Below are 23,509 nucleotides of genomic sequence, written 5' to 3'. Positions count from 1 at the left end.
ATCTACACCCACCTGGACTTCCAGCACCTGGCCGCGGTGTACGACAGCGCCCATCCCCGGGCCAAACGCAGCAAAGGCACAGACTCATGAGCATCAAGCTGATCACCTTCGACCTCGACGATACCCTGTGGGACACCGCGCCAGTGATTGCCAGCGCGGAAGTCGTGCTGCGCGACTGGCTGCAGGCCAATGCCCCGATCCTGGGTGGCGTACCGGTGGATCACCTGTTCGCCATCCGTGAACGCCTGGTGCAAGCCGAACCGGGCCTCAAGCACCGCATCAGCGCCCTGCGCCGGCGCGTGCTGTTCCACGCCCTGGAAGAGGTCGGCTACAGCGAAAAGCAGGCTCAAGAACTGGCCAACGAGGGCTTTGAAGTGTTTTTGCATGCGCGGCACCAGGTCGAGGTGTTCCCGGAGGTGCAGCCGGTGCTGGAAATCCTGCGCCATCAGTACACCCTGGGGGTGGTAACCAATGGCAACGCCGACGTACGCCGCCTGGGGCTGGCCGACTACTTCCGCTTTGCCCTGTGCGCGGAGGACCTGGGTATCGGTAAGCCGGACCCGGCGCCTTTCAGGGAGGCGCTGAAACGCGCAGAGGTCGAGGCCGGTGCTGCGGTGCACGTCGGTGATCACCCCGGGGATGACATCGGCGGGGCGCAGCGCGCAGGGTTGCGCGCGGTGTGGTTCAACCCGCAGCGCAAGGCCTGGGCGGGCGAACAGGCACCGGATGCAGAGATTCAGCGGTTATCGCAGCTGCCTGACGTGATCGCGCGCTGGCGCTGAAAGGGGCGCCGGCGATGGGCCGGTACAGACAGCACAAAAACCCTACCCACAAAAAAGCCCGCAGCGACGGCGGGCTTTTTTGCGTGCGAACACTCAGATAGGGCGGCTGCCGTATTTATTGTCCGGCTTCTTGGGCGGGTCGGCGACCACGTTGGCCTCGACTTCCTGAACCTTGCCACCGCGCGCGAGGAACTCTTCCATGGCCTTGGCCAGGGCGTCACGTTCCTTCTGCTTGGCCTCCATGCTCGGCATCTCGTCTACCGAGACGGCCGCCTTGGACTTGCCCTTGGCAGCAGGTGCCGGGCTGCTGTCGTCATCGCCAGCATCTTCGGCAACATCGTCAGCCGCAGCTTCCAGGCCATCATCCGCCTCGTCTTCGTCGCCTACTTCGAGGTCATCATTTTCCAGATCGTCGTCGCTCATGTTCTACCTCATGACTTGCGAAAAGCAGGTTAGTTATAGACCAGTGGAGCCGTAGACCGGCAGCCACCAGTGAAAATTCAACTGGCCGTGGGTTAGGCCACTGCCCTTGGGTCGGCGCTCCTGATGGGAGGCGGCACCCAGCAGGCCCTGCTCCTGGCAGGGCCTGACAAATCCTTGTAACCCTGCTGGCCGCACGCTACTGGCAAGCCTAGCAAAGGCTGACGAAGCGTGCGGACTGCTCGTCAAACACCCTTCGGCGCGCATTCTAGCGCGCCCGTAGAAAAAGCAAAGCTCCATGAATGCCCTGCTACTTGTAAGTTTTTGGCCTACGTCGCGAACGTGGGTGATAAACCGTTTGCTCTGCAGGAAATGGCAAAAATCAGGCAAAAAAATGCCCGGCAAGCCGGGCAAGTTTTTCCTGCGTCGCAGTTACAGGTTGTAACCACGTTCGTTGTGCTGAGCCAGGTCGAGGCCGACCGACTCTTCTTCTTCGTTGACCCGCAGGCCCATCACCTTGTCCAGTACCTTGAGGATCACGTAGGTGACGACCGCGGTATAGACCACCGTGAAGATCACGCCCTTGGCCTGTACCCAGACCTGCGCACCGATATCGGTGACCGCGCCGAAGCCGCCAAGGGCAGGTGCCGCGAACACACCGGTGAGGATGGCGCCAATGATGCCGCCGATGCCGTGTACGCCGAAGGCGTCCAGGGAGTCGTCATAGCCCAGCTTGCGCTTGAGGCTGGTGGCGCAGAAGTAGCAGACCACACCCGAAACCAGGCCGATCACCAGGGCGCCCATCGGGCCTACGGTACCGGCAGCCGGGGTGATGGCCACTAGGCCGGCAACCACACCCGAGGCAATGCCCAGGGCACTTGGCTTGCCGTGGCCGATCCACTCGGCGAACATCCAGCCCAGCGCGGCGGCGGCGGTGGCGATCTGGGTCACCAGCATGGCCATGCCGGCCGTGCCGTTGGCGGCAGCAGCGGAGCCTGCGTTGAAGCCGAACCAGCCGATCCACAGCATGGCCGCGCCCATCAGGGTGTAGCCCAGGTTGTGCGGGGCCATGGGGGTAGTTGGGTAGCCTTTGCGCTTGCCCAGTACCAGGCAGCAGACCAGGCCTGCGATACCGGCGTTGATGTGCACCACGGTGCCGCCTGCGAAATCGAGCACGCCCCAGTCCCACAGCAGCGCACCGTCACCGCTCCAGACCATGTGCGCGATCGGTGCGTAGACCAGGGTGAACCAGATGCCCATGAACACCAGCATCGCCGAGAATTTCATGCGTTCGGCGAAGGCACCGACGATCAGCGCCGGCGTGATGATGGCGAAGGTCATCTGGAAGGTGATGAACACCGCCTCCGGGAACAACGCGGTGGCCGAGGTCAGGCCCGACGGCGTGACGCCGCTGAGAAACGCCTTGGAGAAGCCGCCGACGAAGGAATTGAAATTGAGCACGCCCTTTTCCATACCAGTGGTATCGAAGGCGATGCTGTAACCGTAAACGACCCAGAGAATGCTCATCAGCCCAGTGATGGCGAAGCATTGCATCATCACCGAAAGCACGTTCTTGGAACGCACCATACCGCCGTAGAACAGGGCCAGGCCGGGGATGGTCATGAACAGCACCAGCGCCGTTGCTGTGAGCATCCAGGCGGTGTCGCCGGAGTTCAGCGCTGGGGCAGCCTCCTCTGCCAGGGCGAGGCCCGGCATTACGAGGGACAATAGGGCTCCTAGCCCTGCGATCTTACGCAGAGTCATGTTGTTTTCTCCTGGGGCGTTGGGTTTGGTGAGGCTTTGTTGGGCGCTTAGATCGCGTCGGTATCGGTTTCGCCGGTACGGATGCGGATTGCCTGCTCCAGATTCACCACGAAGATCTTGCCGTCACCGATCTTGCCGGTGTTGGCCGCCTTGGTGATGGCCTCGATCACGCGATCAAGGTCCTTGTCGTCGATGGCGACGTCGATCTTCACCTTGGGCAGGAAGTCGACTACGTATTCCGCACCGCGATACAGTTCGGTGTGGCCCTTCTGCCGGCCGAAGCCTTTGACTTCGGTGACGGTGATGCCCTGCACGCCGATTTCCGACAGCGACTCGCGCACGTCGTCCAGCTTGAACGGCTTGATGATGGCTGTGACTAGCTTCATGAAACTCTCTCCCGATTTGGTGGACTTGCCCCAGGAAAACAAACCCGTCTCAAGTCTAAGCGCAGCGGTTGGCTTTGTAACGCGTCGTCGGCATCCGGCTCCGCGTGCGCACTGCCTGGTCACAAGGAACTGCATCAGTGCATGGCTCGCACTGGTCTTTGCAGAAACCTTGCCAGGTCTGCAAAAGCACCGAAAAACAGCGAGTTGCGCGAAACAGGCGGCGTTGGCCAGTCGCCAGCATCGAAAAGATGCACATTATTGGTGCGCACCCGCCCCGTACACTGCTCGAAAAACGTGCAATCAAGAGCGGAAATTGTCCGTGCTACACTGCGGGCCATTTCTTTCGTTTCAGTGGACAGCCCAACATGCTCGCGCCCAAAGCCCTTCTCGATGCTCTGAGCGACCAGGCCTCGCGCCTCTTCAGCAGCGACACCGCCCAGCCCCGCGCCGAGCTGGAAAGCCAGTTCAAGGTGCTGATGCAAGGCGCCTTCAGCAAGCTGGACCTGGTCAGCCGGGAAGAATTCGACAGCCAGATGGTCGTGCTGGCCCGCACCCGCGCGCGCCTGGAAGCCCTGGAAAAACAGGTAGCCGAGCTGGAAGCCCGGATGGCGCCAGCGGCACAGGAATAAAAACCGCATGAAGGAGTGCCCAAGCATGAAAGTCAGTGCCCGCAATGTGTTCGAAGGCAAGGTCAGCAACGTTCAGCCCGGGGCAGTCAATGCCGAGGTCGAGCTGACGCTGGCTGGTGGCGAGAAGCTGGTGGCCGTGGTCACCATGGCCAGCCTGCATAGCCTCAATATCAATGTCGGGAAGCAGGCCGTGGCCCTGGTCAAGGCGCCCTGGGTGGTGCTGATGACCGATGCGGACGGTTACAAGCTGTCTGCACGCAACGCGCTGGAAGGCGAAGTGGTGCGGGTGGGTGACGGCGCGGTGAATGCCGAAGTGGTTCTGAAGCTGGCGGGCGGCACCGAGGTGTTCGCCATCGTCACCCGCGAGGCAGTGCAGGAACTGGGGCTGGTACCCGGTGTGAAAGCCACTGCGCTGATCAAGGCCTCGCACATCATCCTCGGCGCCAAGCCATAAGCATGCGGGGCCGCCGGCGGCCCCCTATGTTGTGCCCGCCTTCAGGCGGAAACCTTCTGGCGTTCCTGTTCCGGGGCGATCGCTTTTTGCGGCAGTTCGCTGGCCTGCAGATCGCCGCGGAACAAGGTCGCCCCGCACACCGTGAGCAACGTCTTAACCCGGCTGTGCGAATTGAGCACTTGCGCCTGTATCTCCTCGATGACCGGTTCACCCGGTTGCAGTGCGGCCGCACGGTTGACCCACTCGATCGCTGCAAAACGGCTCTGCTTGCGGGTCCCATGCCCCTGCATCCAGGCCAGCCCGAGCTCCGCGCTGGCACGTGCGGCAATCCCCACGTCCGAGTGCTCGGCCAGGCCCAGCAGATAATCGACCGCCTCGTTTCGCTCCTGTGGCTCGCCGTGCTGGCGCAACAGAATGCCCAGTTGCAGACGCGCGCGGGCACCCACCTGCGGATGGCCCAACGCGTCGAGCAGTAGGCGCCGGACCGCTAGCAGCGTGTCTCGCTCCAGGTCCTGCGCGCCCTGCATACGTTGGCAGGCCAAGGTGTACTTGGCCCGCGGATTGCCGCAAGCCACCGCACGCAACAACCAATGCTGGGCAAGCTCGGCACTCAGATAAAGCTGCGGAGTGTTCTCCAGCCGGCCAAGGTGCAAGTCGTACAGGGTGACGGCGGCATCCGGCAGCTTCAGGTCGGCGCAGTGCACATAGAGAAAATGCGCCACTTCGTGCAGGTTGGCGGCCCACAACAGCCGCGGCACGTCGAGTACGTCGAAGCCCCGCCCCTCGCGCCCACATTGGCGCTTCACCGCTGTGCGCAGCCAGGCATTGGCCTGCTCGGACGATTGCCTGAACCCCCACAAGCCAAATTGATGCCCAGCCGCCCGTAGCGCGCAGGCCGCCGCTTGCCTGTGGTTGTTGCACAACCGCTCGATCACGACCCGTAACGTTTGCGCACCGTCCCGCACACCGTGCACCAGCACCAGGCAGACCACGCTGTAGAACGGCTCGCCGATGGTCGGCACGAAGCCTTGATCAGGATACAACGCGACGCAAGCGGTGAAGTCGCGCATCGCCCCGTGGTAATCGTGCAACGAATAGCGACGCAAGGCGCCACGGCGGGCCAGCAGCGTGGCGCGCTCCTTGGGCCTGAGCTGACGTTGCGCCCAATGCTGGAACGTCTCCTGCCAAACCGCGATCTGTTGCGACTGATCGGGCTCGGGCAACCGGAGCTGGTCTTCCACTGCCAACCACCGTAGCGCATTGCGCTGCATCTCATTCCAACGCTGGCACACCGGACTGCTGGCCAGCGCTTCGATCGCCTCGTAGCTTCCCCCCCACCGCGGTGTCAGGTAAGCGGCACGCGCTTCGACCGCCTCGAAACACCCAGGTAGCCACGCCAGCGCATGGCGCAGCCAGTACGCCGGGGCGCTCTCCTGGGCGCCGGGCAAGCGCGCACTCAAGCAGGACGGCAGCCCCTGTGGCAGCGCGACCAGGGGCGCCAGCCCGTACTTGACCAGCAAGGGTGCCGCCGCCTCCTGCACTTCGACATCGGCATGCGCGCTTGGCCGAAAGCGCGCTGCCTGCCCATGGAACAATTCGACCAGCCAACCTGGCTCACGGAAATGCGCACTGATTCGCAGCATGCCGATGGCTGCGGCTACAGGCTGCGTGGAGCGCTCCATAGCCCGAAGAAAGTGTGCCGTGGCCATTTCGCAGGCTTGCTCGGCGGCCAGCCAGTGCGCTTCGCTGACCTCATTGGCGGCAACGGCGCCGCGGATGTGGCAGGCCCGGCTCAGACAGTGAAACCCCATGACCACCTGCGGGTGGTAAGCCTTGGGGCACGCATCGATCCACGCTTTGAGCGTCTGGCTCAGGGTTTTGCTGCCCTCGGCATCCCAATCGACCAGCATGTAACCCTGGACCGCCTCCAGGTAGGCCGGGCACTCGCCGGGCGCCGCTTGTTGCCAGTGCGCCTGGAGGGCATCGAAGTAGCGGTTGAGGTCGGCAAATTCATGGGCCTGCACCCGTTCACGGATCTGCTGGCGGGTGCGAGTAAGCGTTTGCACGGGATTACCTTGAGTCCATTTTAGGAGTCGCGTTGTCGTCCGATGGCAACGGCAAGAGCACGTGAACACTAAGCCATACCTTTGCACTGCGCAAAGGTATTGGATCCATTATTTGTCAGATTGTATGAAAACACAGGGAAAACGCCTGGCCTGAAACACAACGACGAACTCTTCTTGCGCCCCCTCCCGCGCCCCTCACTATGCTGTGCCCACGCCGCAGGAAGCGGCGCCCAACTTCAGCGACAACGGAGCGTCCATGTCCCTTGCCCTCGTCCACAGCCGCGCCCAGGTTGGCGTACAGGCGCCGGCGGTCAGTGTTGAAACCCACCTGGCCAACGGCCTGCCCCACCTCACCCTGGTCGGCCTGCCCGAAACAACAGTCAAGGAGAGCAAGGACCGGGTACGCAGCGCCATCGTCAACTCGGGGTTGAATTACCCGCAACGGCGCATTACCCAGAATCTGGCCCCTGCAGACCTGCCCAAGGACGGCGGCCGCTATGACCTGGCCATTGCCCTGGGGATTCTTGCCGCCGACGGGCAGGTACCGGTGGCGGCCTTGAGCGAAATCGAATGCCTGGGGGAATTGGCGCTCTCAGGCAAACTGCGCCCCGTGCAGGGCGTGCTGCCCGCTGCACTGGCCGCCCGGGAAGCAGGCCGGGCATTGGTCGTGCCGCGGGAGAACGCCGAGGAAGCCAGCCTGGCCGGCGGCTTGGTGGTGTATGCCGTGGGCCATCTACTCGAGCTGGTCGCCCACCTGAATGGCCAGGTGCCGCTGCCACCTTTCGCCGCCAATGGCCTGACCCTGCAGAGCCGTCCTTACCCTGACCTGAGTGAGGTGCAGGGCCAGGTCGCCGCCAAGCGCGCCTTGCTACTGGCTGCCGCCGGGGCGCACAACCTGCTATTTACTGGCCCGCCCGGCACCGGCAAGACGCTGCTCGCCAGCCGGCTGCCAGGCCTGCTGCCGCCGCTGGATGAGCATGAGGCGCTAGAGGTGGCGGCTATCCAGTCGGTAACCGGGCACACGCCACTCAATAGCTGGCCGCAACGCCCGTTCCGCCACCCCCATCACTCTGCCTCGGGCCCGGCGTTGGTCGGCGGCAGCAGCCGGCCGCAACCCGGGGAGATTACCCTGGCCCACCATGGCGTGCTGTTTCTCGATGAGTTGCCCGAGTTCGAGCGCCGCGTGCTTGAAGTGCTGCGCGAGCCGCTGGAGTCTGGCGAGATCGTGATCGCCCGTGCGCGGGACAAGGTACGGTTTCCTGCACGCTTCCAGTTGGTGGCGGCGATGAACCCCTGCCCTTGCGGTTACCTTGGCGACCCCACCGGCCGCTGCCGCTGCAGTACCGAACAGATCCAGCGCTACCGCAACAAGCTGTCTGGCCCGTTGCTGGACCGCATTGACCTGCACCTGACGGTCGCCCGGGAGACCACGAGCCTTACCAATCAGCCCAGCGGCGAAAGCAGCGCCGAGGTAGCGGCCCGGGTGGCCGAGGCCCGTGAGGTGCAGCAGCGTCGGCAAGGGTGTGCCAATGCGTTTCTGAACCTGGATGGCCTACGCCAGCACTGTAACCTGGCCGCCACGGACCAGGCCTGGCTGGAAAGCGCCTGCGAGCGCCTGACCCTGTCCTTGCGCGCCGCGCACCGTTTATTGAAAGTGGCACGTACCTTGGCAGACCTGGAGGGCAGCACGGTGATTACCCGGGCACACCTGGCGGAGGCGCTGCAGTACAGACCGGGCAGCCCCTAGCCCCTGGGGCCGGAGGGCAATGCTTCTGCTGGCCACCGGGTTGTCTGCAACCGCCACCCGCCGCAGAATTGTCCTCCACACTGGCCTAACGCTGCCCCGGCAGCTCATGGAGTACGAGCCGATGCCGAACGAAGGCAGCCTGCTGCAAACCGCGGTGATCTTCCTGTTCGCCGCAGTCCTTGCGGTTCCCCTGGCCAAACGCCTGCAGCTAGGTGCCGTGCTCGGCTACCTGCTAGCCGGCGTGGTCATCGGCCCCCAGGCGCTGGGCCTGATCCGCGACACCGAGAGCGTTGCGCATATTTCTGAGCTTGGCGTGGTTTTGCTGCTGTTCATCATCGGCCTTGAACTGTCGCCCAAGCGGCTGTGGCTGATGCGCAAATCGGTGTTTGGTGTCGGCAGCGCACAGGTGCTGCTGACCGGTGCCATCATCGGCGCCATCGCCCTGTTCGGCTTTGCACAGCCGCTGCCTGCGGCGGTGGTACTCGGCCTGGGGCTGGCATTGTCCTCTACTGCCCTGGGTTTGCAGAGCCTGGCCGAAGCCAAGCAACTGAATGCACCCCATGGCCGCCTTGCCTTCGCCATCCTGCTGTTTCAGGACATTGCCGCCATCCCGTTGATCGCCGTGGTGCCGTTACTGGCGGCCAGCGGCCCGGACACCAGTCACAGCGACAGCCTGGCGCATGCCCTGAAAGTATTCGCCAGCATCGCCGTGGTGATCGTCGGTGGCCGCTACCTGCTGCGCCCGGTGTTTCGCACCGTTGCCCGCACCGGCTTACCAGAGGTCTCCACCGCTACTGCGCTGCTGGTGGTCATCGGTACCGCCTGGCTCATGGAAGAAGCCGGGGTTTCCATGGCCCTGGGCGCCTTCCTCGCCGGCCTGTTGCTGGCCGACTCAGAGTATCGCCATGAGCTGGAGTCGCAGATCGAGCCCTTCAAGGGCCTGCTGCTGGGCCTGTTCTTCATCAGCGTCGGCATGGGCGCCAACCTGCGTTTGCTGCTGGAAATGCCGTGGGTGCTGCTTGGCCTGACCCTGTTGCTGGTAGCGGTCAAACTGGTGCTGCTGATTGGCGTCGGCCGCCTGGCCGGTGGCCTGAACAGCACCAGCGCGCTGCGCCTGGGCATGGTGCTGGCCGCCGGTGGCGAGTTTGCCTTCGTGGTTTTCAAGCTGGGCAAGGACCAGGGGCTGTTCGATACCCTCACCTACGACCTGCTGCTGATGACCATTACCCTGTCGATGGCCGTCACGCCGTTGCTGATGCTCGGTTGCGCCCGCGCCCTCAAACGCCCGCAACCGGCACCGGCGCGGGAAATCCCTGAGCAATACAAAACCATCGATGCCGGCACGCCGCGGGTGGTGATCGTCGGCATGGGCCGCATGGGGCAGATTGTTTCGCGCATCCTGCGTGCGCAGAAAATCCCCTTCATCGCGCTCGAAACCTCGGTGGATGCCATCGAGATGACCCGCATGTTCGAGCAGGCCCCGGTGTTCTATGGCGACCCGCTGCGCCCGGAAGTGCTGCATGCGGCCAAGGTGGGTGAAGCGGAGTACCTGGTGATCACGATCGACGACCCCGAGGCGACCACACGCACGGCAGAACGGGTCAAGCGCCTGTACCCGCACCTGAAAGTGCTGGCCCGCGCGCGCAACCGCCAGCATGTGCACAAGCTGGTGGACGTGGGCGCCGAACCGATCCGCGAAACCTTCTATTCAAGCCTGGAAATGACCCGCCGTGCCCTGATCGGCCTGGGCCTGAGCGCTGAGCAGGCGGCGGATCGCATCCAGCGGTTCACCCAGCATGACGAGGAAGTGCTGGTGGCGCAGGGGCAAGTGCGCGACGACCGGGCCAAGGTCATGCAGACGGCCAAAGAGGCGCGGGTGGAGTTGGAGCGGTTGTTCGACTCCGATACCGAGTAACAGCCGTGCCGAAGGCGGCGGCCCGTTGTTTTGTGCCCAGGGGTAACGCTCATGCTCATCCCCTGGGCTGCGGTAGACTGCGAAATCCGCTCACGGCGCACCCTCTGGAGAAGGCCGATTGGAAGACCTCAACTCCCTCTACTACTTCACCCAGGTCGTCGAGCATGGCGGCTTCGCCCCGGCAGGCCGGGCGCTGGACATGCCCAAGTCGAAGCTCAGCCGGCGTGTCGCCGACCTTGAAGAGCGCCTTGGCGTGCGTCTGTTGCATCGCACCAGCCGACATTGTTCACTGACCGAAATCGGCCAGGCCTACTACAACCGTTGCCTGGCCATGCGTGTAGAAGCCGAGGGCGCGGCAGAGATCATCGAGCGCAACCGCAGCGAGCCGCGCGGCCTGGTGCGCATCAGTTGCCCGACCACCCTGCTCAACTCCTGGGTCGGGCCGATGCTCACCCGCTACATGCTCAAGTACCCGCAGGTAGAGCTGTTCATCGAGAGCACCAACCGCCGCGTCGACCTGCTGCACGAAGGCTTCGACGTGGCACTGCGCGTGCGTTTCCCGCCGCTGGAGAACACCGACATGGTGATGAAGGTGCTGAGCAACAGCACCCAGTGCCTGGTGGGCCACCCGCAGTTTCTGCAGCAACTGCCGGCAGGCTTCGACCCGCAACAACTCGGTGCCCTGCCCAGCATGCATTGGGGCGGTGCCCAGCGTGAGTACCAGTGGGAGCTGTTCCAGGGCGAGGACATGAGCCGTAGCGTCGTGATCCCGCATACACCCCGGGTGGTCACCGATGACCTGTTTGCCCTGCGGCATTTCGTGGTGGCTGGGGTCGGCATCGCGCACCTGCCACGGGTGGCGGTGCGCGAGGATCTGGCTGCAGGCCGATTGGTGGAGTTGCTGCCGCAGTGGCAGCCACGCTGTGGCATCGTGCATGCGATTTTCCCGTCGCGGCGCGGGTTGCTGCCGTCGGTGAGAGCGTTGATCGATCACCTGGCGCAGGAGTTCGCTATCAGCGACATGGCTTGAGCCCGTGGGTGCCATGGATAAACACCAAGAGGCTCAGAACGCAAAGCACGAGCAACCCAACGCACCCCACACGCCCCGGCACTGTCGAACTCGGCCGCTGCGTACACCACGTTGCCATCGACAACGGTGAGCACCGACTCGATGGGGGCATGGTCTTCTCCGTCTGGTCTGGGCCGTGTCGGGCACCGGCTACCGGTGCCCGAGGCCGCTCGGCTTACTGACCAGCGTGGAAAGCGTTGTAGCTGGTCATCAGATTACGGTAGTCCGGGATCCGATTGGCGAACAGCGCGCCCAGCCCTTCGATATCGTTGCGCCAGTCGCGGTGCAGCTCGCAGGCCACCCCGAACCAGGTCATCAGCTGCGCGCCGGCCTGGCTCATGCGATTGTGTGCCGCGTCGCGTGTCAGGGCGTTGAACGTACCGGAGGCGTCGGTCACCACGAACACGTCGAACGCTTCTTCCAGCGCGGCCAGGGCCGGGAAGGCTACGCACACTTCAGTGACTACACCGGCGATGATCAGCTGCTTCTTGCCCGTCGCCTTCACGGCCTTGACGAAGTCCTCGTTGTCCCAGGCGTTGATCTGGCCTGGGCGAGCGATGTACGGCGCTTCGGGGAACAGGGCCTTGAGCTCTGGCACCAGGGGACCGTTGGGGCCTTGCTCGAAGCTGGTGGTGAGGATGGTCGGCAGGTTGAAGAACTTGGCCAGGTCGGCCAGGGCAAGCACGTTGTTCTTGAAGGTATCCGGCTCGATATCGCGTACCAGCGACAGCAGACCCGCCTGGTGGTCAACCAGCAGTACGGCAGCGTCATCTTTGTTCAGGCGGTTGTATTTGAAGTGGGCCATGGTGGTAGCTCCTAAGGGCTTTGAGTTTCAGTGGGTGGGGTGTTCGCGTTGATGGGAAAAGATTAAAACCGTCACCTTTGGAGCGGTAGATAGCGGTTTTTGGCTTTAGCGTTCTGTTTTATGAACGATGGATTGGCAGTGGATTTGCTTGGCTTCATTGCCTGCCTCTCCAACCTGCTCTATTACTTCCCACAGCCCTCCCCTCACCCCGAGACCATCATGCTGGCGTTCATCCAGTCGTCCCCGTTGTTGCTCGGTACCGCCCTGATCCTGCTTGACCTGGTGTTCTGGCAACTGATCCCCCTCCAGCGCCGCGCCTGGCGCATCGGCGCACGGGTGTTGATCTTCCTGCTGTTCAGTTGGGTGCTGCTGGCTGCGGGGATGAGCCCATTGCAACCGCCACCCTGGCCCGACGATGTGTCCCGCAACCTGATGGCCACGGTGCTGGCGATCGGCTGGTGGCTGTTCGGCGCGCGCACGGTAACGGTGGTGTTCGGCCTGCTGCTGGGGGCACGGGGCAGCCATGGCGGGCGCTTGCTGCAGGATGTACTGGGAGCGTTGATCTTTCTGGCGGCCGTGGTTGCCGCCGCCGGCTATGTGATGCAGCTGCCGGTCAAGGGCCTGCTGGCCACCTCCGGGGTGATGGCCATCGTCATCGGCCTGGCGCTACAAAGCACCTTGGCCGACGTGTTCAGCGGCATCGTGCTGAACACCACGCGGCCCTACCAGATCGGCGATGCGATCTCCATCGACGGCACCGAAGGCAAGGTACTGGACATCGACTGGCGTGCCACTCGCCTGCTGACCGGCACCGGCAGCCTGGCGGTGATCCCCAATTCGCTGGCGGCCAAGGCCAGGCTGCTCAACCACAGCCGCCCGGCCGATGTGCATGGGGTGTCGATCAGTGTGGTGGTGCCGGCCAGGGTGCGGCCAAAGCGCGTGTTCGATGCGCTGGAAAAGGCCCTGCAGGGCACCCGCGCCATCCTCCCCTCACCCAAGCCAAAGGTCACGGTGAAGGCCTCGACGCTGGAGTCGGTGGAATATGAAGCCAGCGGTTTCATCGCCGACATGGGCGGCAAGACCGACGCACGCAACCAGCTGTTCGACTTGGCGCATCGTCACCTTGAGGCCAGTGGGGTGATGTGGAATGTCGACCTGGCGATGCCACCGCGCAGCCGCCAGCGCGAGGTGTTGGACGAAGTGCGGGTGTTCCGTTCATTGTCTGCGCAGGAGCGCGATGCGCTCAGCCAACGCATGACCACGGTGGAGTATCTGGCCGATCAGGTGATCCTGGGTGTCGGCGAGCAGGCCGATCACCTGCTGGTGATTGGCAGTGGCGTGGTCTCGGCATCCGTGCGCGATGGTGACACGTTGCTGGAGGCTGGCCGCATGGGGCCAGGTGAGGTGCTGGGGGTCGAAGGCATCATCGATGAAGACGGTTCGTTCGCCGAATTCCGCACCCTGACCAGCTGCGTGCTTTATCGCATCGACAAGGAGCAGGTGAGGAGCTGCCTGGCGCAGCGTGGCGAGGTGCAGACCGCGCTGGCCAAGCTGCAACGCTTCCGCCAGCAGAGCCGTGAGTCCTTGCTATTGCAGAAGCCGGCCCTGATCAAGAAAGGCGGCTTCCTGAGCTGGTTGCACAAGTGACAGGGCCACAGCGAGCGGCTACAGCACCACCCGCAGACATTGCCCCGCGTGGTACAGCGAGAACCCGGACTCATAGAACGCCGTGCGCAAAGAAGGCGCACTCACACCGGTCATCGGCGAGAACGGAATGGGCAGGCTGTCGGCCTCCCCCTTGAGCAGGAACTCGGCAAACGCACGACCGATAACGGTACCGGTGGTGTTGCCGCGCCCGTTGTACCCCGTCACCGCCACCAGCCCTGGCGCCGGCTCGAACAGCCGCATCAGGTGGTCAGGGGTGAAGTCGATGCAGCCGGTCCAGTGCATCTCCCACTCGACCTTGCCCAGCTCCGGGTAGTAATGGCTCTGGATACGGTCAGCCCAGCTGCGCACGAACCATGCGGGCTTGTTATCGACCCGCCCGAGGCTGCCGAGCAGCAGGCGACCTTGGTCATCGCGGCGGATGCTGCTGAGCACGGTGCGGGTGTCCCACGACCCCTGGCCATGGGGCAGGACCTTGTCGGCAGCAGTGCCGTGCAGCGGCTTGGAAGCTACCTGGTAGTAATAGCCGCGGAAGAACTGCTTCTGCAGGTTGCTCCAGTCGCCCTCGGTATAGGCGCCTGTGGAAATCACCACTTTGTCGGCGCGCACGGAACCGCGTGCAGTCTTTACCCGCCAGGCGTCACCGTCGCGCTCCAGGCCTTCGACCGAGGATTGCTGGAACACTTTGCCGCCCAGGCGCGCAACGGCAGCGGCCAGGCCCTGGGTATAGCCCATGGGGTTGATGGTGCCGGCGCGGCGGTCGAGCAACGCGGCAGAAATCTTGTCGGTACCGCAGTATTCCTGGCACTGGGTGCCGGTCAGCAGTTCGACGTCAGCACCGCGGCGGCGCCACTGTTCATGGCGTGCTTGGAGGTCGGCAATGCCGGTGGCGTTGTGCGCCATGTGCAGGGTGCCTTTGTGCTGCGCCTGGCAGTCGATACCCAAGCGTTCGATCATGGCGAACACTTCGCCGGGGGCGTCGCCCAGCACCTTGTTCAGGCGGCTGCCCTGCTTCTGGCCCAGGGTCGCCTCGACATCGTCGGGGCGGATCCAGGTGCCGGCATTGACCAGGCCGACGTTGCGCCCTGAGCCACCGTGGCCGATCTTCCAGGCCTCCAGCAGGATCACCGACTTGCCCTGCTCGAGCAGGTGGATGGCAGCCGACAGACCGGTAATGCCGCCACCGATGACGCAGACATCGGCCTGATGCTCACCGGCCAGGGCCTGGGCGGCGACGCTCGGTTGGCTGACGTATTCCCACAAGCATTGTTGACGCAATTCGGACATGGCCGGCTCCAGCAATATTGTTCTTATAGCGTTGGTGCGGCGCTGCCGCCCATTCGCGGGACAAGCCCGCTCCCACAGGGCCCACGCCGACATGGACAGCGGGGAACCTGTGGGAGCGGGCTTGCCCCGCGAACCGGGGGCAACGCCCCCGGCCATACAGCATCAGTCGAACACGATACCCTGCGCCAGCGGCAGCTCGCGCGAGTAGTTCACGGTGTTGGTCTGGCGGCGCATGTAGCCTTTCCAGGCATCCGAACCCGACTCACGACCACCGCCGGTTTCCTTCTCGCCACCAAAGGCACCGCCGATCTCGGCGCCGCTGGTGCCGATGTTGACGTTGGCAATGCCGCAGTCGCTGCCCGAGGCACTCTGGAAGCGCTCGGCCTCACGCAGGTCAGTGGTGAAGATGCACGACGACAGGCCTTGTGGCACTTCGTTGTTCAGGCGCAGGGCCTCTTCGAAATCGTCATAGGCCAACACGTACAGGATCGGCGCGAAGGTTTCGTGACGCACTACATCGCTCTGGGCCGGCATTTCGGCGATGGCCGGAGAAACGTAGTAGGCGTTCGGGTACTGGTCAGCCAGCTGACGCTCGCCACCGAACACCTGGCCACCCTCGTCGCGAGCCTTGGCCAGCGCGCCCTGCATGGCATCGAACGACAGCTTGTCGATCAGCGGGCCAACCAGGTTGTCCTTACGCGGGTCACCGATGCGCACCTTGGCGTAGGCGGCTTTAACACGAGCGACCACTTCGTCCTTGATCGAGCGGTGCACGATCAGGCGACGCAGCGTGGTGCAGCGCTGGCCGGCGGTGCCAACTGCCGAGAACAGGATGCCGCGCACGGCCAGGTCGAGGTCCGCGCTGGGGGCCAGAATCATCGCGTTGTTGCCGCCCAGTTCGAGGATGCTGCGGCCAAAACGGGCAGCAACGCGCGGGCCGACTTCACGCCCCATGCGGGTACTGCCGGTGGCGCTGACCAATGGAACACGTGGGTCGTCGACCAGCGCTTCACCGGCTTCACGGCCGCCGATCACCAACTGCGCCAGGCCAGCCGGGGCATCGCCGAAGGCCTTCAGGGCTTTGTCGAACAGCGCCTGGCAAGCCAGGGCCGTCAGTGGGGTCTTCTCGGAAGGTTTCCACACCACCGAGTTACCGGCCACCAGGGCCAGGGCGGTGTTCCAGGCCCACACGGCCACAGGGAAGTTGAAGGCACTGATCACGCCGACCACGCCCAGCGGGTGCCAGGTTTCACGCATGTGGTGGCCAGGGCGCTCGGAGGCGATGGTCAGGCCGTACAGTTGACGCGACAGGCCGACGGCGAAATCGCAGATGTCGATCATTTCCTGAACTTCGCCCAGGCCTTCCTGGGTAATCTTGCCGGCTTCGATCGAAACCAGCTCGCCAAGGTCGGCCTTGTGCTCACGCAGCACCTCGCCAAACAGGCGCACCAGCTCGCCACGGCGCGGGGCCGGCACGCTGCGCCAAGCTTCGAAGGCGCTGTGGGCCTGATCGATGCGGGCAGTGGTCTCGGCCTTGCCAAGCAGTTTCACCGAGGCGATCTGGCTGCCGTCGATCGGCGTGTGTACAGGGTAGTCGCCCTGGGTGTAAGCCTCAGCGGCAACGCCAAGGCGCTCGAGCAATCCAGCAACCATTTGTGCTTCTCCTACATCGGGTGATGGGGTGGAAAAATGATGTGGATCAGTATTAATCCGATCACACCGGTGCAACAAACGACCTTTATTCCGCATATCATTCCGTCAGGTAATGATTTGAGCCACAGAGACCGCTATGTCCAAACGCCTGGTGCCCTCCATGACCGCCCTGCAGTGCTTTGAAGCTGCAGCCCGTCACCTGAGCTTTACCCGCGCCGCTGAAGAACTGCACCTGACCCAGAGCGCAGTCAGCAAGCAAGTGGCGCAACTCGAAGAGATGCTGCGCCACCACCTGTTCCTGCGCATCCGCCGGCGCCTGCAACTGACACCTGCCGGCAGCCTGTACCTGGCCGAGGTCAACAAGATCCTTACCCAGGTGGACATGTCCAGCCGCTACGTCCTGACCTATGGCGAACAGACCGAGATATTGAAGGTAGCCACTCAACCGAGTTTTGGCGTGCGTTGGTTGATCCCGCACCTCAAGGGCTTCGGCAAGCGCCACAGCAACATCCACCTGGACATCCGCAACGAGATGGAGCCTTTCGCCTTGCTGCAAGGCTCAGCGGACGTGGTGTTCTTTTATGGCCAGGGCACCTGGCCGGGGGCGACCTGCATCGAGCTGTTCCGCGAAGAGGTCGTGCCTGTGTGCGCCCCCGAGCTGCTGGCCGGGCGTGAGCTGGCCGATGCGAGTGAGCTGGCGGACCTGGTGCTACTGCAAAGTACCTCGCGGCCAGAGGCGTGGCACGAATGGTTCCTGGAGCTGGGGCTGCACAGTGTCAGTGCCTACCACGGGCCACGCTTCGATACGTTCTATATGGCCCTGAGCGCGGCGCAGGCGGGTTGCGGGGTGGCGTTGGTGCCACGCTATCTGGTGGCCAGGGAGTTGAATGAAGGGAGCCTCGTTATTGCGTGGAATCATGCAATGACCAGTGCCGGGGCGCATTATCTGGCCTATGCCGAACATGCTGCAGAAGTGCCCAAGGTGCGGGCGTTGGTGGGATGGATTCGCGAGCAGTTGCAGGCGTGAGCGCAGACTGCCTATGGGCGCCGGCTCACCCGCGATTGAGACCTGAAGGTCGATCAAAAAAGGAATGACACACTCACTTTTTTTCGCTTGTGGGCAATGTGCATTCCCAGCTTTCATGTAAGCGTCCGAACCCAACCAGGAAGCTAGCGATGCCCGCCCACGATTTCGTCAGCCCAGACAGCATCCGCGCGCAGTTCTCTGCCGCCATGTCGCTCATGTACAAACAGGAAGTGCCGCTATACGGCACGCTGCTGGAGCTGGTGAGCGAAATCAACCAGCAGGTCATGGCCGAGCAGCCGCAAGTGGCCGAGGCCCTGCGCTGGACCGGCGAAATCGAACGCCTCGACCAGGAGCGCCATGGCGCCATCCGCGTGGGCACGGCCGAAGAACTGGCGACCATCGCCCGGCTATTCGCCGTCATGGGCATGGCGCCGGTCGGCTACTACGACCTGAGCTCTGCCGGCGTGCCGGTGCACTCCACTGCGTTCCGCGCAGTGCACGAGCAATCGCTGCACGTCAGCCCGTTCCGCGTCTTCACTTCGCTGCTGCGCCTGGAACTGATCGACAACCCACAACTGCGTGAAATGGCCCAGGCCATCCTGGCCAAGCGCCAGATCTTCACCGCCCGCGCCCTCGAGCTGATTGCCCAGTGCGAGCGTGACGGCGGCCTGAACGCCGCCGATGCCGAAGCGTTCGTGCAGCAAGCCTTGCACACCTTCCGCTGGCACCAGGACGCTACCGTCACCGCTGAGCAGTACCAGCAGTTGCACGACCAGCATCGCCTGATCGCTGACGTGGTGGCCTTCAAGGGCCCGCACATCAACCACCTGACCCCGCGCACACTGGACATTGATGCGATTCAGCTCGGCATGCCTGCCAAGGACATCCCGCCCAAGGCCGTGGTCGAAGGGCCGCCCACCCGGCGTCACCCGATTCTGCTGCGTCAGACCAGCTTCAAGGCCCTGCAGGAGCGGGTGGCCTTCCGCGACCAGCAAGGCAGCGAAGGCAGCCACACCGCGCGCTTTGGCGAGATCGAGCAACGGGGCGCCGCGCTTACGCCCAAAGGCCGGCAACTGTACGACAAGCTGCTCGATGCCACCCGCGCAGCCTTGGGTGGCGCGCCGGCCGAAGCCAATGCCGAGCGCTACAGGGCACTGCTGAAAGAGAACTTTGCCGCGTTTCCAGATGACCTTGCGCAGATGCGTGAGCAGGGCCTGGCGTACTTCCGCTACTTCGCTACCGAGAAGGGGCTGGCCGCACGGGAGCAGAAAGATCGCCCGACCACCCTGGAAGGTCTGATCGACGCTGGCCACGTGCATTTCGAGGCCTTGGTGTACGAAGACTTCCTGCCCGTGAGCGCGGCGGGGATCTTCCAGTCCAACCTGGGTGACGATGCCCAGACCGAATATGGCAGCAATGCCAATCGGGATGCTTTCGAAGCTGCGCTGGGGTTGCAGGTGCAGGACGAGCTGGCGTTGTACGCACAGAGCGAGCGCCGCTCGTTGCAGGCGTGCGCCCAGGCGTTGAACCTGGGGTCGATGTAAGGCCCAGGCGGGCCGGGGGCGCGTGGCGCTCCCGGCCACACACGGCCCCCGATTGCATGGCGCAGTCAGGCCGGCAGAATCTGCACAGCCGGTAAATCCATGGCCGCCGCCTCTTCCTGCAAGAACACGCTCAAGCGCCGCAAGCGCTCACCACCCGGCCGGGTCCGCGGCCACACCAGGTAGTAATCCATCCCGCTAGGCACCGCCGTGGGCCAAGGCAGGCTCAAACGCCCGTGGGCCACATCCTCGGCAACCATCAGCAGGTCGCCCATGGATATGCCATAACCCCGGGCCGCAGCGATCATGCCCAGCTCAAGGGTATCGAACACCTGGCCGCCTTTGAGCGACACCTTGTCGGCCAGGCCCATGCGTTCAAGCCATTCTCGCCAGTCACGCTTGTCGGGGGTGGGGTGCAGCAGCTCGATGCCGGCCAGCCGACGCTCATCCCAAGGGCCTTGCTTGAGCAGGTCCGGCGCGCCCACCGGGATCAACAGTTCGGCAAACAACCGGCGCACCTCCCAGTCCGGCGGAAACACCCCGTCGCTGAGCAAGACGGCGCAATCGAAAGGCTCCTGGTTGAAGTCCACGTGATCGACGTCCATCCAGGCGCTGGTCAATTGCACTTCATTGCCCGGCTGCAAGTGCCTGAACTGGCTCAAGCGCGCCAACAGCCAGCGCATGGTCAGTGTCGAGGGTGCTTTCATGCGCAAGATGTCATCTTCGCCGCGCAATGTGTCGCACGCGCGCTCCAACGCGGCGAAGCCTTCACGCACGCCCGGCAGCAGAACCCGCGCGGCCTCCGTCAATTGCAGGCTGCGGCCGCTGCGCACGAACAGGCGGCAGGCAAAATGCTCCTCGAGCGTGCGGATGTGCCGGCTGACCGCGCTCTGGGTGATCGACAAGGCTTCACCGGCGCGGGTGAAAGAGCCCAGTCGCGCAGCGGCTTCGAATGCGCGCAACGCATACAATGGGGGTAGCTGGCGGGACATGACGCACCTGTGATTCGGGGGCAGGAGAGTGTGTCCAGAATCATACTGGCATGAGTTCGACTCATGCCAACCATCGCATTTATCCTTTTGTACAAAATTGACCAAAGCCTCAGAATCCTCCCTCGCTCACAGAGTCAGGCACAAGGATCACCTCCATGCACGTCGCGCCCACTACCGAACTCAAGGCTTTGCTGCGCCTGGCCGGGCCGCTGATCGCCTCGCAGTTGGCGCACATGCTGATGGTGCTTACCGACACCTTGATGATGGCCCGCATCAGCCCGCAGGCTTTGGCCGGCGGTGGCCTGGGCGCGGCCAGCTATTCGTTCGTGTCGATCTTCTGCCTGGGCGTGATTGCGGCAGTCGGCACCCTGGTGGCCATCCGCAAGGGCGCCAATGACATCGAAGGCGCCACCCGCCTGGCACAGAACGGCCTGTGGCTGGCCTGGGGCTTGGCCCTGGTCGCAGCCCTGGTGCTGTGGAACCTCAAACCCGTACTGCTGTTGTTCGGCCAGCAGCCAGAGAACGTCGCCTCGGCGGCGGAGTTCCTTACCCTGCTGCCGCTGGCCCTGCCGGGCTACCTGACCTTCATGGCCTTGCGCGGTTTCACCAGCGCGCTGGGCCGTTCGACGCCGGTCATGGTCATCAGCCTGGTGGGCACGGTGCTCAATTACCTGTTCAACGTCGCCCTGCTTGAAGGCATGTTCGGCCTGCCCAAGCTTGGCCTGATGGGTATCGGCCTGGTCACCGCCGTGGTGTCGATGGGCATGGCCGTTGCCCTGGCGCTGTACATCCGCTGGCACCCGGCGTACGACGCCTACCCGCTGCGCAAGGGCCTGTCGCGCCCTTCCCTGCCGGCGTTGCGCGAGCTGTGGCGCCTGGGCTTGCCGATTGGCGGCACCTACATGGTGGAGGTGGGCCTGTTCGCCTTTGCCGCGCTGTGCATGGGCGTGCTGGGCAGCACCGAGCTTGCCGCCCACCAGATTGCCCTGCAGATCGTTTCCACTGCGTTCATGGTGCCGACCGGGTTGTCGTATGCCGTGACCATGCGCGTGGGGCTTTACTACGGCGCCGGCAATTTGCTGGCCGCTCGCAGCGCCGGCCGGGTGGGGATCAGCTTCGGGGCGATGATCATGTTCGCCTTTGCCGCGCTGTTCTGGCTACGCCCGGAAATGCTCGTGGGCCTGTTCATCGATGGCAACGACCCGGCCTTTGCCGCCATTTACCACCTGGCGGTGAGCTTGCTGATGGTTGCGGCCTGGTTCGAACTGTTCGATGGCGTGCAGACCATCGCCATGGGCTCGATCCGGGGGCTGAAGGATGCCAAGACCACCTTCCTGATTGGCCTGTGCTGCTACTGGCTGGTCGGGGCGCCGAGTGCCTGGCTGCTCACCTTCAACCTGGGTGGCGGCGCGGTCGGGGTGTGGTGGGGGCTGGCGCTGGGGCTGGCCTGTGCTTCGGTGGCGCTGACCATCGCCTTTGAGTGGCGGATGAAGCGGATGCTGGGGAAGGCGGGCATGACGGGGAAAGCCGCCGTGTCTGCATGACGGTCGCGACAGGAGGGCTAAGCCCTCCCACGCGGTGTTACACGCTCACCAGGAACGGTTTGGTGCTTTGCTGCAGATACACCATCAACTCCGCCACCGGCAGCGGCTTGCTGACCAGGAACCCCTGCACCTGGTCACAGCCAAAGCCACGTAGCAGCGCCAGTTGCGCAGGGCTCTCCACGCCCTCGGCCACCACCTCCAGGTTGAGGTTGTGCGCCAGGTTGATCATCGCGTGTACCAGCTTGCGATTCTCCTCGCGCATTTCCATCCCGGCGACGAAGCTGCGGTCCACCTTGAGCAGCGTGATGGGCAGGCTGTTCAAGTGCACGAACGACGAGAACCCGGTGCCAAAGTCGTCGAGCGAAAACCGCACACCCAGGCGCCCGAGGGCGTCCATGGTCTGGCGCACCCGTTCGTTACGGCGCATGACCGCGGTCTCGGTCAGCTCGAACTCCAGCCAGCGCGCATCGACACCGTGCTCGATGATCAAGCGGCTCAAGGTCGCCAGCAGCTGGCTGTCCTGGAACTGGCGAAAGCTCAGGTTCACCGCCATGTGCAGCGGCGTCAGGCCGCTCTCGCGCAGCGCCTGCATGTCGCGCAAGGCGCGGGAAATCACCCAATAGCCCAGTGGCACGATCAAGCCACTCTGTTCCGCCAGCGGCACGAATTCGCTCGGCGGCAGCAGGCCGCGCTCGGCATGGCGCCAGCGCACCAGCGCCTCCAGGCCGACGATGCGCCCGTCCGCCAGGTCAAGCCGCGGTTGATAATGCAGCTCCAGTTCGTCGCGGCGCAGGGCCCGGCGCAGTTCGCCTTCCAGGTCGGCAAGGCTGCGCGCGTTGCGGTTGATCCGCTCGTTGAACACATGGAAGGTGCAGCCCTGGACGCTCTTGGCCTGGCGCATGGCAATGTGCGCATGCCACATCAGCGGGTCGGCCCCACCTTGAGCGCGCGCGTGCGCCAGGCCGAGGCTGCAACCGATCAGCAGGCTTTCACCGTCGATCCAGTAAGGCTCGGCCAAGGCTTCGACGATACCTTCGGCTATCGCCTCGGCACGGCCGGGATCGCGGCGGGTATCGATCAGCAGGGCGAACTCATCGCTGCCCAGGCGGGCCAGCTGGTCGCCAGCCTCCAGCTGCTGTTTCAGACGCGACACCACCTGCAGGATCAGGCGGTCACCGCCCTGATGCCCCAGGGCGTCGTTAACATGACGAAAGTTGTCCAGGTCCAGGTGCCCAAGCGCCAGGCCGCGTCCTTCGTTTTCTGCCAGGCGTGCGGTCAGCAGGGCCTGGAAACCCTGACGGTTGGCGATACCGGTCAGCGGGTCCTGTTCGGCCAGGCGCTGCAGGGTGGCAACCAGCACGCCCCGCTCACGCACATGGCGCAGCGAGCGACGCAGTGCATCGGTGTTGAGCTGCCCCCGCACCAACCAGTCGCTGACCCCGGTAGGTGGCGCTTCTGGCTCATGCTCAAGCAGCACAATGGTCGGCAAATCGCAGCGCCCTGGCGCCGGCTGCAGGGCCGGGGTCGCCAGTATCACAGCCTGGCGATCATGGCTGAACAGGCTGTCGACGGCTGACCAGTTTGGCGCGGTCAGCAGGACTGCCGTGCCCTCCAGCGGCAGCAGGCATTCGCGCAGCAAGGCGGCCCATTCCGGCTCATCGGCCAACAACAGCAACCGCAAAGGTTCGGCAGGCGTGGACAAGCGGGCTCCTTAAAGCTTGGACGGTGACGCGTGGGAAGCGAAGTATGCTACTGCATAAGTG

20 protein-coding genes and 1 pseudogene are annotated in these 23,509 nt (G+C 64.1%); 11 read left to right on the top strand and 10 right to left on the bottom strand.

Going from position 1 to position 23,509, the window contains the following annotated elements; translation table 11 throughout:
* A partial coding sequence (locus APH34_RS29910) for a hypothetical protein (RefSeq protein WP_256215622.1) occupies positions 1-90 on the top strand: 90 nt, incomplete at its 5' end.
* On the top strand, positions 87-782 hold the full coding sequence (locus APH34_RS12440; RefSeq protein WP_054901347.1) for an HAD family hydrolase: 696 nt from the start codon (positions 87-89) through the stop codon (positions 780-782). The genes APH34_RS29910 and APH34_RS12440, both read left to right, overlap by 4 nt.
* A gap of 93 nt (positions 783-875) precedes the next feature.
* Here the strand turns inward: APH34_RS12440 and sutA are convergent, their stop codons facing one another.
* The 3 genes from sutA to glnK form a co-directional block, all read right to left on the bottom strand.
* On the bottom strand, positions 876-1,205 hold the full coding sequence (gene sutA, locus APH34_RS12435; RefSeq protein WP_054901346.1) for a transcriptional regulator SutA: 330 nt from the start codon (positions 1,203-1,205) through the stop codon (positions 876-878).
* A 429-nt stretch (positions 1,206-1,634) separates the two neighbouring features.
* Complete coding sequence (locus APH34_RS12430; RefSeq protein WP_054901345.1) at positions 1,635-2,966, bottom strand: ammonium transporter; 1,332 nt, start codon at positions 2,964-2,966, stop codon at positions 1,635-1,637.
* Between the two features lie 47 nt (positions 2,967-3,013).
* Entirely contained in the window at positions 3,014-3,352 is a 339-nt protein-coding gene (gene glnK / locus APH34_RS12425) for a P-II family nitrogen regulator (protein WP_002555808.1), read from the bottom strand.
* Between the two features lie 365 nt (positions 3,353-3,717).
* Here glnK and APH34_RS12420 point away from each other — a divergent pair, with 365 nt between their 5' ends.
* Together APH34_RS12420 and APH34_RS12415 are read left to right on the top strand one after the other, a co-directional pair.
* Complete coding sequence (locus tag APH34_RS12420) at positions 3,718-3,981, top strand: accessory factor UbiK family protein (RefSeq protein WP_008091866.1); 264 nt, start codon at positions 3,718-3,720, stop codon at positions 3,979-3,981.
* Positions 3,982-4,006: 25 nt separating this feature from the next.
* Entirely contained in the window at positions 4,007-4,435 is a 429-nt protein-coding gene (locus APH34_RS12415; protein WP_054901344.1) for a molybdopterin-binding protein, read from the top strand.
* 41 nt (positions 4,436-4,476) lie between these two features.
* Here APH34_RS12415 and APH34_RS12410 read toward each other — a convergent pair whose 3' ends face one another.
* Complete coding sequence (locus APH34_RS12410; RefSeq protein ID WP_054901343.1) at positions 4,477-6,501, bottom strand: DUF4034 domain-containing protein; 2,025 nt, start codon at positions 6,499-6,501, stop codon at positions 4,477-4,479.
* Positions 6,502-6,757: 256 nt separating this feature from the next.
* Here APH34_RS12410 and APH34_RS12405 point away from each other — a divergent pair, with 256 nt between their 5' ends.
* The 3 genes from APH34_RS12405 to APH34_RS12395 all read left to right on the top strand — a co-directional run bounded on the left by APH34_RS12405 (position 6,758) and on the right by APH34_RS12395 (position 11,193).
* A complete protein-coding gene (locus APH34_RS12405) occupies positions 6,758-8,248 on the top strand; it encodes a YifB family Mg chelatase-like AAA ATPase (RefSeq protein WP_054901342.1) in 1,491 nt (496 codons plus the stop codon).
* Between the two features lie 121 nt (positions 8,249-8,369).
* The gene (locus APH34_RS12400; protein ID WP_054901341.1) at positions 8,370-10,163 is read left to right on the top strand and encodes a monovalent cation:proton antiporter-2 (CPA2) family protein; all 1,794 of its coding nucleotides are present in this window, start codon (positions 8,370-8,372) and stop codon (positions 10,161-10,163) included.
* A gap of 118 nt (positions 10,164-10,281) precedes the next feature.
* Entirely contained in the window at positions 10,282-11,193 is a 912-nt protein-coding gene (locus tag APH34_RS12395) for a LysR substrate-binding domain-containing protein (RefSeq protein WP_054901340.1), read from the top strand.
* Positions 11,194-11,267: 74 nt separating this feature from the next.
* Here APH34_RS12395 and APH34_RS30335 read toward each other — a convergent pair.
* Both APH34_RS30335 and ycaC read right to left on the bottom strand, forming a co-directional pair.
* Positions 11,268-11,336, bottom strand: a pseudogene (locus APH34_RS30335) (hypothetical protein); the annotation flags it as partial.
* Positions 11,337-11,407: 71 nt separating this feature from the next.
* A complete protein-coding gene (ycaC, locus tag APH34_RS12390; RefSeq protein ID WP_054901339.1) occupies positions 11,408-12,037 on the bottom strand; it encodes an isochorismate family cysteine hydrolase YcaC in 630 nt (209 codons plus the stop codon).
* 219 nt (positions 12,038-12,256) lie between these two features.
* Between ycaC and APH34_RS12385 the strand changes: the two genes are divergently transcribed.
* Positions 12,257-13,684 carry a mechanosensitive ion channel family protein gene (locus APH34_RS12385; protein ID WP_054901351.1) on the top strand — a complete coding sequence of 476 codons (1,428 nt, stop codon included), beginning with the start codon at positions 12,257-12,259 and terminating at the stop codon, positions 13,682-13,684.
* An 18-nt stretch (positions 13,685-13,702) separates the two neighbouring features.
* Here APH34_RS12385 and APH34_RS12380 read toward each other — a convergent pair whose 3' ends face one another.
* Positions 13,703-14,989 (bottom strand): FAD-binding oxidoreductase, encoded by a 1,287-nt coding sequence (locus APH34_RS12380; protein WP_054901338.1) that lies wholly within the window; start codon positions 14,987-14,989, stop codon positions 13,703-13,705.
* Between the two features lie 162 nt (positions 14,990-15,151).
* On the bottom strand, positions 15,152-16,642 hold the full coding sequence (locus APH34_RS12375) for an aldehyde dehydrogenase family protein (RefSeq protein WP_054901337.1): 1,491 nt from the start codon (positions 16,640-16,642) through the stop codon (positions 15,152-15,154).
* A gap of 136 nt (positions 16,643-16,778) precedes the next feature.
* Between APH34_RS12375 and APH34_RS12370 the strand changes: the two genes are divergently transcribed.
* Positions 16,779-17,669: a LysR family transcriptional regulator gene (locus APH34_RS12370; protein WP_054901336.1), complete on the top strand. Its 891-nt coding sequence runs from the start codon at positions 16,779-16,781 to the stop codon at positions 17,667-17,669.
* A 149-nt stretch (positions 17,670-17,818) separates the two neighbouring features.
* The gene (locus tag APH34_RS12365; protein WP_054901335.1) at positions 17,819-19,213 is read left to right on the top strand and encodes a VOC family protein; all 1,395 of its coding nucleotides are present in this window, start codon (positions 17,819-17,821) and stop codon (positions 19,211-19,213) included.
* A gap of 65 nt (positions 19,214-19,278) precedes the next feature.
* On the opposite strand, the gene APH34_RS12360 is transcribed toward APH34_RS12365, so the two are convergent.
* The gene (locus tag APH34_RS12360) at positions 19,279-20,202 is read right to left on the bottom strand and encodes a LysR substrate-binding domain-containing protein (RefSeq protein WP_054901334.1); all 924 of its coding nucleotides are present in this window, start codon (positions 20,200-20,202) and stop codon (positions 19,279-19,281) included.
* A gap of 155 nt (positions 20,203-20,357) precedes the next feature.
* Between APH34_RS12360 and APH34_RS12355 the strand changes: the two genes are divergently transcribed.
* Entirely contained in the window at positions 20,358-21,746 is a 1,389-nt protein-coding gene (locus APH34_RS12355) for a NorM family multidrug efflux MATE transporter (RefSeq protein WP_054901333.1), read from the top strand.
* Positions 21,747-21,783: 37 nt separating this feature from the next.
* On the opposite strand, the gene APH34_RS12350 is transcribed toward APH34_RS12355, so the two are convergent.
* Entirely contained in the window at positions 21,784-23,448 is a 1,665-nt protein-coding gene (locus APH34_RS12350; RefSeq protein WP_054901332.1) for a bifunctional diguanylate cyclase/phosphodiesterase, read from the bottom strand.
* Positions 23,449-23,509: the final 61 nt, after the last annotated feature.

Source organism: Pseudomonas sp. NBRC 111131 (assembly GCF_001320525.1).
Lineage (GTDB): Bacteria > Pseudomonadota > Gammaproteobacteria > Pseudomonadales > Pseudomonadaceae > Aquipseudomonas > Aquipseudomonas ceruminis.
This window is presented reverse-complemented; position numbering and strand designations above follow the sequence as displayed.

What these genes read in the sequence shown, in the direction of transcription:
- APH34_RS12440 (WP_054901347.1), top strand. Translation starts at nt 87, where the DNA reads ATGAGCATCAAGCTGATCACCTTCGACCTCGACGATACCCTGTGGGAC.
- sutA (WP_054901346.1), bottom strand. Translation starts at nt 1,205, where the DNA reads ATGAGCGACGACGATCTGGAAAATGATGACCTCGAAGTAGGCGACGAA.
- APH34_RS12430 (WP_054901345.1), bottom strand. Translation starts at nt 2,966, where the DNA reads ATGACTCTGCGTAAGATCGCAGGGCTAGGAGCCCTATTGTCCCTCGTA.
- glnK (WP_002555808.1), bottom strand. Translation starts at nt 3,352, where the DNA reads ATGAAGCTAGTCACAGCCATCATCAAGCCGTTCAAGCTGGACGACGTG.
- APH34_RS12420 (WP_008091866.1), top strand. Translation starts at nt 3,718, where the DNA reads ATGCTCGCGCCCAAAGCCCTTCTCGATGCTCTGAGCGACCAGGCCTCG.
- APH34_RS12415 (WP_054901344.1), top strand. Translation starts at nt 4,007, where the DNA reads ATGAAAGTCAGTGCCCGCAATGTGTTCGAAGGCAAGGTCAGCAACGTT.
- APH34_RS12405 (WP_054901342.1), top strand. Translation starts at nt 6,758, where the DNA reads ATGTCCCTTGCCCTCGTCCACAGCCGCGCCCAGGTTGGCGTACAGGCG.
- APH34_RS12400 (WP_054901341.1), top strand. Translation starts at nt 8,370, where the DNA reads ATGCCGAACGAAGGCAGCCTGCTGCAAACCGCGGTGATCTTCCTGTTC.
- ycaC (WP_054901339.1), bottom strand. Translation starts at nt 12,037, where the DNA reads ATGGCCCACTTCAAATACAACCGCCTGAACAAAGATGACGCTGCCGTA.
- APH34_RS12385 (WP_054901351.1), top strand. Translation starts at nt 12,257, where the DNA reads ATGCTGGCGTTCATCCAGTCGTCCCCGTTGTTGCTCGGTACCGCCCTG.
- APH34_RS12380 (WP_054901338.1), bottom strand. Translation starts at nt 14,989, where the DNA reads ATGTCCGAATTGCGTCAACAATGCTTGTGGGAATACGTCAGCCAACCG.
- APH34_RS12375 (WP_054901337.1), bottom strand. Translation starts at nt 16,642, where the DNA reads ATGGTTGCTGGATTGCTCGAGCGCCTTGGCGTTGCCGCTGAGGCTTAC.
- APH34_RS12370 (WP_054901336.1), top strand. Translation starts at nt 16,779, where the DNA reads ATGTCCAAACGCCTGGTGCCCTCCATGACCGCCCTGCAGTGCTTTGAA.
- APH34_RS12365 (WP_054901335.1), top strand. Translation starts at nt 17,819, where the DNA reads ATGCCCGCCCACGATTTCGTCAGCCCAGACAGCATCCGCGCGCAGTTC.
- APH34_RS12360 (WP_054901334.1), bottom strand. Translation starts at nt 20,202, where the DNA reads ATGTCCCGCCAGCTACCCCCATTGTATGCGTTGCGCGCATTCGAAGCC.
- APH34_RS12355 (WP_054901333.1), top strand. Translation starts at nt 20,358, where the DNA reads ATGCACGTCGCGCCCACTACCGAACTCAAGGCTTTGCTGCGCCTGGCC.